This is a genomic window from Guyparkeria sp. (assembly GCF_046545975.1).
Taxonomy (GTDB): domain Bacteria; phylum Pseudomonadota; class Gammaproteobacteria; order Halothiobacillales; family Halothiobacillaceae; genus Guyparkeria.
Genome location: NZ_JBKGYT010000071.1, coordinates 1 through 9,296 on the forward strand (window position 1 = coordinate 1; position 9,296 = coordinate 9,296).

The 9,296-nt window shown below is 66.3% G+C and carries 8 protein-coding genes and 1 tRNA gene; all 9 read right to left on the minus strand.

Going from position 1 to position 9,296, the window contains the following annotated elements; translation table 11 throughout:
• Window positions 1–31 precede the first annotated feature (31 nt).
• Window positions 32–1,708 carry a BCCT family transporter gene (locus ACLFMY_RS07175; RefSeq protein ID WP_410763932.1) on the minus strand — a complete coding sequence of 559 codons (1,677 nt, stop codon included), beginning with the start codon at window positions 1,706–1,708 and terminating at the stop codon, window positions 32–34.
• A 54-nt stretch (window positions 1,709–1,762) separates the two neighbouring features.
• Window positions 1,763–2,179 (minus strand): universal stress protein, encoded by a 417-nt coding sequence (locus tag ACLFMY_RS07180; protein ID WP_410763933.1) that lies wholly within the window; start codon window positions 2,177–2,179, stop codon window positions 1,763–1,765.
• Window positions 2,180–2,395: 216 nt separating this feature from the next.
• Window positions 2,396–3,091 (minus strand): tRNA (guanine(46)-N(7))-methyltransferase TrmB, encoded by a 696-nt coding sequence (gene trmB / locus ACLFMY_RS07185; RefSeq protein WP_410763934.1) that lies wholly within the window; start codon window positions 3,089–3,091, stop codon window positions 2,396–2,398.
• A 46-nt stretch (window positions 3,092–3,137) separates the two neighbouring features.
• Window positions 3,138–4,247 carry an AI-2E family transporter gene (locus ACLFMY_RS07190; RefSeq protein WP_410763935.1) on the minus strand — a complete coding sequence of 370 codons (1,110 nt, stop codon included), beginning with the start codon at window positions 4,245–4,247 and terminating at the stop codon, window positions 3,138–3,140.
• 7 nt (window positions 4,248–4,254) lie between these two features.
• On the minus strand, window positions 4,255–6,303 hold the full coding sequence (gene prlC / locus ACLFMY_RS07195) for an oligopeptidase A (protein ID WP_410763936.1): 2,049 nt from the start codon (window positions 6,301–6,303) through the stop codon (window positions 4,255–4,257).
• Window positions 6,304–6,398: 95 nt separating this feature from the next.
• Window positions 6,399–7,436, minus strand: coding sequence for a succinylglutamate desuccinylase/aspartoacylase family protein (locus ACLFMY_RS07200; protein WP_410763937.1), 1,038 nt, complete (start codon window positions 7,434–7,436; stop codon window positions 6,399–6,401).
• Entirely contained in the window at window positions 7,436–8,341 is a 906-nt protein-coding gene (gene rimK, locus ACLFMY_RS07205) for a 30S ribosomal protein S6--L-glutamate ligase (RefSeq protein ID WP_410763938.1), read from the minus strand. The genes ACLFMY_RS07200 and rimK overlap by 1 nt, the downstream gene beginning before the upstream one ends.
• 12 nt (window positions 8,342–8,353) lie before the next feature.
• Entirely contained in the window at window positions 8,354–8,869 is a 516-nt protein-coding gene (locus ACLFMY_RS07210; RefSeq protein WP_410763939.1) for an ATP-dependent zinc protease, read from the minus strand.
• A gap of 189 nt (window positions 8,870–9,058) precedes the next feature.
• Window positions 9,059–9,135 (minus strand) — tRNA-Met (locus ACLFMY_RS07215).
• Window positions 9,136–9,296 lie beyond the last annotated feature (161 nt).

The window sequence follows — 9,296 nt, forward strand, 5'->3', positions numbered from 1 at the left end:
GGTGGCCGCCTTTTTCATCACGCCCGGTTCCTTAGGGCTTGGGCGCCTTGCCTCGCGGTTCGCTCATCAGACCCTTGACGATGGCGTAACAGCCCACCAGCAGCACCACGGTGAACGGTAGCCCCGCGGCGACCGCTGCCGACTGGAGCGCGGTCAGGCCGCCGCCGACGAGCAGCGCGATGGCGATTGCCCCTTCGATGACACCCCAGAAGACCCGCTGCGGCTTGGGGGCGTCGATCTTGCCGCCGGCCGTGATGGTGTCGATCACCAGCGAACCGGAGTCCGACGAGGTGATGAAGAACACGATCACCAGGAATATCGCGACGAACGAGGTGATCTCGGTAAGCGGCATCTGTCCGAGCACTTCGAACAGTTGCAGGGGCAGGTCGGCGTCCGCAGCGCCCTCGAACCCCTTCTGCACCTGGTCGATCGCGGTGGTGCCGAAGGCGGTCATCCAGAAGACGGATACGGTCGAGGGCACGAGGAGCACGGCCGTGAGGAACTCGCGCACGGATCGGCCGCGGGAGACCCGAGCGATGAACATGCCGACGAACGGCGACCAGCTGATCCACCAGGCCCAGTAGAACGTGGTCCAGCCCTGACTGAAGCTGGCGTCGTCGCGGCCGAACGGGTTGGAGAGGAACGGCAATTCGGCCACGTAGGAGCCCAGGTTCTTCACGAAGCCGGTCGCGATCAGAAGGGTCGGCCCAGCGATGACCACGAACATCAGCAGGATGAAGGCCAGTGCCAGGTTGAGCTCCGACAGGCGCTTGACCCCCTTGTCCACGCCCAGGACGATCGACACCACCGCGACGGCGGTGATCGCCGCGATCAGGAGCACCAGCGTGGTGTTTCCCTCCGGCACGTCGAACAGTGCTGACAGGCCCGCTGCGGCCTGTTGCGCGCCGATGCCGAGGGAGGTGGCGAGCCCGAACAGGGTCGCGAATACGGCGAGGATGTCGATGACGTGCCCCGGCCAGCCCCAGATGCGTTCACCGAGCAGCGGGTAGAACATCGAGCGTACCGTCAGGGGCAGGCCCTTGTTGTAGGAAAAGATTGCCAGCGACAGCGCCACGATCGCGTAGATCGCCCAGGGATGAAGCCCCCAGTGGAAGATCGTTGCGGCCATGCCAAGGCTCATGGCTGCGGACTCGTTTCCTTCGGCCGCACCCAGCGGGGCCGAGTCGGTCCGCGCCCCGTCCTCGCCCACGCTGATGCCGTCGAGCGCGGTACCGTAGTGCGTCATGGGCTCGGAGACGCCGTAGAACATCAGGCCCACGCCCATCCCCGCGGCGAACAGCATCGCGAACCAAGAAAGGTAGCTGAAGTCAGGCTTGGCGCCCGCGCCGCCGATGCGTACCCGGCCGAGCGGCGAGACGATCAGCACCAGGCAGAGAATCACGAACACGTTCGCCGAGGCGATCAGGAACCAGCTCATGTTCGAGTTGATCCAGTTCTTGGCGCCGTCGAACATCGCGCTCGACTGGTCCGGCAGGGCGAGCGTGAGGATGACGAAGGCGATGATCACCAGGGACGAGAAGGCGAACACCGCACCGTGGATGTCGATGTTCACGCCCATCGGGGCGGCCTGGTAGTTGTCCTGGCCGATCTTGTAGTCGGTGTCGATCAGGTTGGCCGGGCCCTCGGGAGCCGGGATGCCAACCGATTCGTTGCCGGTATCCGGGGAGTTTTCAGGTTTGTTGTCCACGAGATGCTCTCCGTAGTCGATTCGTTTCTGATTGGCGATTGTTGACGAGTCGTCTCACGGACGGACAAGGAAGACCGACACATCGGTGTGCGCGGCAACCTTGCTGCCGTTGGCCGGCATGATCGCGTCGATATGGTGGGGAAGATGCGTGCCCATGACGACGAGGTCTGCCCCGATATCGTCGACGGCCTTGATCAGGAAGTCGTCGAGGTCCACCGCAGGGTCGTGGCTGTTGTAGACCCGCGCGTCCGGTTCGTGGCCGTTGTCGGGGGCGTGTTCGTGGGCGAACGCCTGGAGCTTCTGGCGATACTCCTCCGGCGTTCTCGCGACCGAGCTTGGCTGTGACGTCGTCACGCCCACGTAGCAGAGAGCGGCGTGATAGTGCCGCGCCATGTCGGCGGCGACGGTCAGGGGCTTTTCCAGCGCCTCGAGATGCGCGAGGTCCACCGGCACCATGATTTTCTTGAACATGCAGTTGGCTCCTCTTGCGGTTGCATGACGGATTCTGGCCGGGTTTGTTGATCTCGAGCGACCTTTGATCCGATCCCTCAAGTCCGTTCGAGTATAGGCACCGAACTGACGGATTGTTCAAGGGTCCTTCGGGATCACGCAGCCAGTCACCATAACGCGGCTGTCAACCCGCGCCGACACTTGGAATGGCCGAAGGCGGTCGTTCTGACCTCGTTTCTAGTCCGTGGTCGTCAGGCGCCAGAGTGGCTGGCCGCTGGCAGCGTACTTGCGTTCGAAGAGCGTCAGAGGTTCCGGACCGATATCCAGCGGCGAGAGGCGGGTCGCTCGTCCGTGGAATTCCAGGGCGATGGACAGTTCCTCGAGGTAGACGCGCCAGTTGCTGCGCGCCTCGATGCGGCCGCCGAGCGCGACGAAGGCGGGAAAGACCGGGTGGGCGTGGAAGCGTCGCTTGAGATGCCGGGACTTGGGTTCGGGGTTCGGGTAGAGCAGGTAGTGGTGCGCCGGCTGCCAGCCGGCCTGTTGCGCCAGCCGCCAGAAGTCGATCAGGTCGGCCCGGACGAGCAGGCAGTTTTCCGGAGTGGTCGTGCGTCGGCGCGAGAGCCGGTCGGCGGAACGGTCGATCCCGACCACGAGGTGGTCCGGGTGGCGCGCGGCGAGGAGGCGGGTGCTGTCGCCGGTTCCGCAGCCGGAATCCAGGATCAGCGAACGCTCATCCGTGTCGACCCGATCGGCGACCGAGGCGAACGCCTGGCGGTTGTACTCGGCGATGGGCTTGGCGAATCGGTTTTCCGCGTGGCGCGCGACCACGGCCTCGAGTGCCTCGTGCGGGCCGGTCTGGGTGGACTGGACCGCCCGTGACCGTCCGAGTGCCTCCTCCCCGGGATCGACCGCGGGGGCATCCCGCCGGTTCATTGTTCTGCCCGGTGCGGTCCGTACTGCATGGGAAGGAAGAATCCGCTCATGATTCGCTGGCCCCGTCGCTTGCGCTGCGGGACACGGTGGGTGTGCGCCGCACCCGATCGCTCAGCAGGATCCCGGCCCACCGCGTCTGGGGATTGGAGTCGAGGGCGAGCTTGGCGATCATGGTCAGCGGCACGGCCAGCAGCATGCCGATCGGCCCGAACACCCAGCCCCAGACCAGCAGCGAGACGAGCACGATCACGGGCGACAGTCCCAGCGACCGGCCAAGCAGCCTTGGCTCGAGAATGCTGCCGATGCTGACGTTCACGACCAGATAGAGCATGCCGACCAGCACGACATCCAGCGGGTCGGCGCTGACGATGGCGACAAGCAGGGCAGGAATGGCGGCGATGAACGAGCCGATCGTCGGGATGAAGTTCAGCAGGCCGGCCAGAATGCCCCAGAGGATGGCGAAATCGATGCCGAGGAAGCTCAGCCCCACGCCGACCAGCAAACCGGTCAGGAGGCTGGCGCCCGTCTTGATCAGCAGGTAGCGGTACACCGACCGCAGGAAGCGCCTTGTGCGCACCCGCGCCCGGCGGCGCCCCGGAAACGCGGCGGTCAGCTTGTCGGCCAGGGTGCGTTCCTCGAGCAGCAGGAACATGAACGCCAGCAGTACCAGCAGGGTATGGGCGGTGAACTGGCCCAGGCCGGTGGCGATGCCGGTCGCCATTCCCGTGACGGTGCTGGCCTGGGGCAGCGGGATGGTCTCCGGCAGCAGTTCCGGTGGGGCGCCGCGGACCTCGAGTTCGTTGCGGATGTGGTCCAGCCAGCCGGCGAGCTTGGCCTGGTATTGCGGCGCCTGCACGGCAAGGCTTTCCGCCGCCCCTTGCAACGCCAGGAACAGGAGAAAGAAGGCGAAGCCGACCAGCGAGAACAGCAGCAGGATCGAGACGAGGCTCGGTACCCCTCGGCGTTGCATCCAGGCCATCAGTGGGGCGCTGATGATGGCCAGGAACGCCGCGAGGAGAAACGGCGTGACGATGTGGCTGACGGTCTTCAGGCCGGCCAGGAGGATGAACAGGGCCGCCCCGCCGACGAGCCAGACGAATGGCCCGGGGCGCTGGGGTCGTTCGGGAGACCAGGGTGACAATTGTCCGTGGTTCATCGGAGTCTCAGCTTTTCGCGGTGATGCCATGCTGCCGCAGCAACGGGTCGATGCTCGGCTCCCGGCCGCGGAAGGCCTTGAAGAGTGACATCGGGTCCTCGCTGCCGCCACGCTCGAGGACGTGCACCAGGAAGTCGGCGCCCGTCCGCTCGTTGAACACGCCGTCCTCCTCGAAGCGGGAGTAGGCATCCGCGGAGAGGACCTCGGCCCACTTGTAGCTGTAGTAGCCCGCGGCGTATCCGCCGGCGAAGATATGGGCGAACCCGTGCTGGAAGCGATTGTATTCCGGGGGCTGGATCACGGCCACCTGTCGGCGGACCCGGTCCAGCGTCTCCTGGATTCTCGCCCCGGTGTCGGGATCGTATTCTTGGTGCAGGATCAGGTCGAAGAGCGAGAACTCCAGCTGACGCACCATCTGCATGCCGGACTGGAACTGGCGTGCGGCCCGCATGGACTCGAACAGTGCCTGCGGCAGGGGTTCACCGGTTTCGTGGTGGCGGGCGAACAGGTCGAGCGCCTCGCGTTCCCAGCACCAGTTCTCCAGGAACTGGCTGGGCAGTTCCACCGCATCCCAGGCCACGCCCTGTATGCCGGCCACGCCGGCGGTTTCGACCCGGGTGAGCAGATGGTGCAGCCCGTGGCCGAACTCGTGGAACAGGGTGGTTACCTCGTCGTGGGTGAGCAGGGCCGGCGCGTCGCCCGTCGGCGGGGTGAAGTTGCAGGTCAGGAAGGCGGCGGGCACCTGCAGGCTGCCGTCCTCGCGGCGTCGGCGCTGGATGCAGTCGGCCATCCACGCCCCGCCTCGCTTGTGCTTGCGCGCGTAGAGATCGAGATAGAAGCGGCCACGCCGTTCACCCGAACGGTCGTGGATCTCGTAGAAGCGCACGTCGGGGTGCCAGACCGGGACGTCTGGTCGCTCGGTGACCCGGATGCCGAACAGGCGCCCGACCACCTGGAACAGCCCGTCGACCACCCGGTCTGCCGGGAAGTACGGCTTGAGTTGCTCCTGCGAGATCGAGAAGCGCGCCTCGCGGAGCTTCTCGCTGTAGAAGGCGACATCCCAGGGGGCGAGTTCCTCCGGGCCGCCGGCGTCCCGGGCGAACTCGGCGAGCTCCCGGATCTCCTGCCGGGCCCGGGGCAGGGCCTGTTCGGCCAGGCGCTCGAGGAAATCCAGCACCGCCGTCGGGCTGTCGGCCATCTTCGTGGCCAGCGAGCGTTCGGCGTAGTTGGCGAACCCGAGCAGGCCCGCGATTTCGTGCCGGATCGCCAGGATGCGCTCCATGACCGGCGTGTTGTCCCAGCGGCCCCCGTGCGGGCCCACGTCCGAGGCCCGGGTGACGAAGGCCTCGTAAACGGTCTCCCGGAGATCGCGATCCTCGGCATGAGTCATCACCGCAATGAAGCTGGGGAAATCCAGCGTGATGCGCCAGCCCGGTTCGTTTTCCGCCTCGGCCGCCTGACGGAACATCGCCCGGCTCGATTCGGGGACGCCGGCAAGCCGCGCCTCGTCGGTGAGCGTGAGTGACCAGGCATTGGTCGCGTCGAGCAGGTTGTTGGCGAAGGTCGTCGTCAGCCGGGACAGCTCGCTCTTCAACGCCTTGAAGCGGGCCTTGTCCTGATCGGGCAGGTCGACGCCGGACAGGCGGAAATCGCGCAAGGTGTTTTCGATAACCTTCTGTCTTTCCGCAGAAAGGCCATCGAACTCCTCGCCGGAGCGGATCGCTTCATAGGCGCGGTAGAGCGCCTCGTTCTGACCCAGTTCCGTGGCGTAGTCGGAGAGCCTGGGCAGGCAGGCCTCGTAGGCGGTGCGCACTTCGGGGCCGTTCATCACGGCATTGAGGTGGCTCACCGGCGCCCAGGTACGGTCGATCCGGTCGGCCATCTCGTCCATCGGGGCGGCGAAGTTCTCCCAGGTGAACGGCGCGCCCTGCGCTAGGCGCCGGCGGATCCGCTCGCGGTTGTCGGCCAGGATGTGGTCGATGGCGGGTTCGACGTGCTCGGGTCGGATGGAATCGAAACGGGGCAGGTCGGGCGTGTCGAGTAGCGGGTTGGCCATCGGGTGCGGTCTCGTGTCTTGCGGTGGCGTGGTGCGGATGGGACAGATTAGCATTTCTGCCGCCTTCGCCGGGACGCGCCGCGGCAGGATCCCGCTCAGATGATCTCGTCCTCGTCGAAGAGCGGATCGGCATCCAGGTGGGCGACCAGCGTGTCCAGCGTCTGCTCCGGCTGGGCCCGCGACGCCAGCCGGGCGACATGGAACAGGGCGTCGCCCTCGTTGAGCACGGGCAGGTTGTTGCGTCCGATGATGAGACCGGCCTCCGGGGCCGGCACCTCGATGTCCACCTGCCCGAACGGATCGGAAATGATGCCCAGCGTCTCGCCGGCATCGACGGAGTCGCCGATGTTGCGGAAGGTTCGCAACAGCCCGCCCACCGGCGCCCGGACCCAACGGCTGCCGGTGCTGACCATGGGCTTGACGCGGCTTTCCCGGATGCCCCTGGAGGGGATCATCTCGAGGGCATGCATGACGCGCAGGCAGCCGGAGACGCCGACGCGAACGCCGAATTCGTCGAAGCGGAGTGCCTCGCCGGCCTCGTAGAGGAGGAGATCGACCCCGCGATCGATCGCCGCCTGCCGCAGGGAGCCTTCGCGCAGTTCGGACTTGAGAATGACCGGCGCGCCGAATGCCTGGGCCATCTGCAGGGCGCGTTTCGTGGTCGAGGCGACGCGCAACTGCGGGAGATTGCCGCGATGGATCGCCGCCGAATGCAGGTCGATCCCGACGTCCGACCGGGCGACGATCTCTTCCATGAACAGGTGCGCGAGCCGTGCGGCAAGCGAGCCCTTCGGTCCACCGGGGAAGGACCGGTTGAGGTCGCGCCGGTCGGGAAGGTAGCGCGACTGGTTCATGAAGCCGAAGGCGTTGACGATCGGCACGGCGAGCAGGGTGCCGCGCAGGGTCTCGAGATTGCGGGCCCTCAGGAGCCGTCGCACGATCTCCACCCCGATCACCTCGTCGCCGTGGACCGCGGCACTGACGAACATCACCGGCCCGGGTCGGCGCCCGTGCACCACGTGGACGGACATGGTCACGGGCGTGTGATCGGAGAGGATGCTGACCGGGAGGTCGACGATACGGCGCTCGCCGGGGGCGACTTCCTGGTCGCCGATGCGAAACGGGGCAGGCATCAGCCCTTGCCCCGCGTGCGGGTGGCGTTGGGCCGGGCCTTCTTCTCGAGGAAGGTGATGATCTTGCCGGCGATGTCGATGCCGGTGGCCTTCTCCACGCCCTCCAGCCCCGGCGAGGAATTGACCTCCATGACCACCGGTCCGTGATTGGACCGGAGCATGTCCACGCCGCAGACGTTGAGCCCCATGGCCTTGGCCGCCCGAACGGCGGTGGAGCGCTCCTCCGGGGTGATGCGAATCGCCTGGGCGCTGCCGCCGCGGTGGAGGTTCGAGCGGAACTCGCCCTCGGCGCCCTTGCGCTGCATGGTGGCCACCACCTTGCCGTCGACGACCAGGGCACGGATGTCGGTGCCCCCGGCCTCCTTGATGAATTCCTGCACGAGGATGTTCACCCCGGCGCCGCGGAAGGCCTCGATCACCGACTTGGCCGAGCGGTCGGTGTCGGCCAGCACCACCCCGATCCCCTGGGTGCCCTCCAGCAGCTTGATGACCACCGGGGTTCCGCCGGCCAGCTTGATGACCTCGTCGGTCTGCTTGGGGTCATGGGCGAAGGTCGTCACCGGCAGCCCGATGCCCGACCGGGCGAGCAGTTGCATCGAGCGCAGCTTGTCGCGGGAGCGCTCGATGGCCACCGACTCGTTCATCGGGAAGACCCCCATCATCTCGAACTGGCGCAGCACCGCCAGGCCGTAGAAGGTCACCGAGGCGCCGATGCGCGGGATCACCGCGTCGTACAGGGGCAGCTTCTCGCCGTTGTAGTAGATCTCGGGGCGTCGCGTGGCGATGTTCATGTAGCAGCGCAGCGTGTCGATGATCTCGAGGCTGTGTCCACGTTCCTCCGCGGCTTCGCGCAGCCGCTGGTGGGAATAGAGATCGGCGTTTCTGGCCAGCATCGCGAAATTCATGAAAGCTCCACCTCAAGCGGTCCTGTCCCTTGTGCTCGGATCTTCCGTGGACAGGTTCAATGACGAAATCAGGCCGCCCCTCGGCGGACCGACGAGAAAGGATCGCCCCGGGTCGACCAGCAAGCCGTGGCGACGGACCGCGGTCCGTCCGAGGATCAGGTCGAAGCCCATTTCCTTGCGGTCCGTCAGCGAGACATCGATCCCCCAGTGTCGGTTTCCGAGCACCAGTGTGGTGTGGATGACGATACGCGTCTGGGGCACGCCGCTGGTGTTCTTGATGGCGCGCCGATCGACGATACGGGCGGACACCGGTTCGCAGTCCCGGGCGTGGTAGGGCGGGGTGAGAAAGCGTACCCAGGGGTGACCGTAGCGCCAGAATTCCTCGACATCCTCGGCATGCAGGGCCGTCGTCCGGGCACCCGTGTCGATCTTGGCCTTGATCCGCCCGATGGACAACTCGGGCAGGGCGACGTTCTCCCGCCAGCCGATGATCAGTTGCTTGCGTGGCCTGTGCGATCCCGGTGCCATCCGGTATCCCTCCCGTCGGGGTGATGATTCTCGGGCACGTGTTCACTGAACTTTAGACGCTCGAAACGTGGCACGAGGGAAAGGTCCCGGGATGCCGGTGGTCGCAAGGTCAACCACGGCGAACGCGGGAGCCGGGCACAACGAAAGAACCCCTGACTGGATGCGTCTCCGAGTCAGGGGTTCTCAATCTGGTTGCGGGAGCAGGATTCGAACCTGCGACCTTCGGGTTATGAGCCCGACGAGCTACCGAACTGCTCCATCCCGCGTCTGTTGGGGCGCATTGTACGCCGAGCGCTTTCCCTGTCAAGGGCTACCCATTCGAATGCCCGGCGGGGGAGCAAAAAAATCCCCGGCCGGTGCCGGGGATTTTCGATCTGGTTGCGGGAGCAGGATTCGAACCTGCGACCTTCGGGTTATGAGCCCGACG

Bases quoted from the DNA above. Each gene is read 5' to 3' on its own strand.
- trmB (WP_410763934.1), bottom strand. From the start codon at position 3,091: ATGAACCGGCGGGATGCCCCCGCGGTCGATCCCGGGGAGGAGGCACTC.
- ACLFMY_RS07200 (WP_410763937.1), bottom strand. From the start codon at position 7,436: ATGCCTGCCCCGTTTCGCATCGGCGACCAGGAAGTCGCCCCCGGCGAG.
- rimK (WP_410763938.1), bottom strand. From the start codon at position 8,341: ATGAATTTCGCGATGCTGGCCAGAAACGCCGATCTCTATTCCCACCAG.
- ACLFMY_RS07180 (WP_410763933.1), bottom strand. From the start codon at position 2,179: ATGTTCAAGAAAATCATGGTGCCGGTGGACCTCGCGCATCTCGAGGCG.
- prlC (WP_410763936.1), bottom strand. From the start codon at position 6,303: ATGGCCAACCCGCTACTCGACACGCCCGACCTGCCCCGTTTCGATTCC.
- ACLFMY_RS07210 (WP_410763939.1), bottom strand. From the start codon at position 8,869: ATGGCACCGGGATCGCACAGGCCACGCAAGCAACTGATCATCGGCTGG.
- ACLFMY_RS07190 (WP_410763935.1), bottom strand. From the start codon at position 4,247: ATGAACCACGGACAATTGTCACCCTGGTCTCCCGAACGACCCCAGCGC.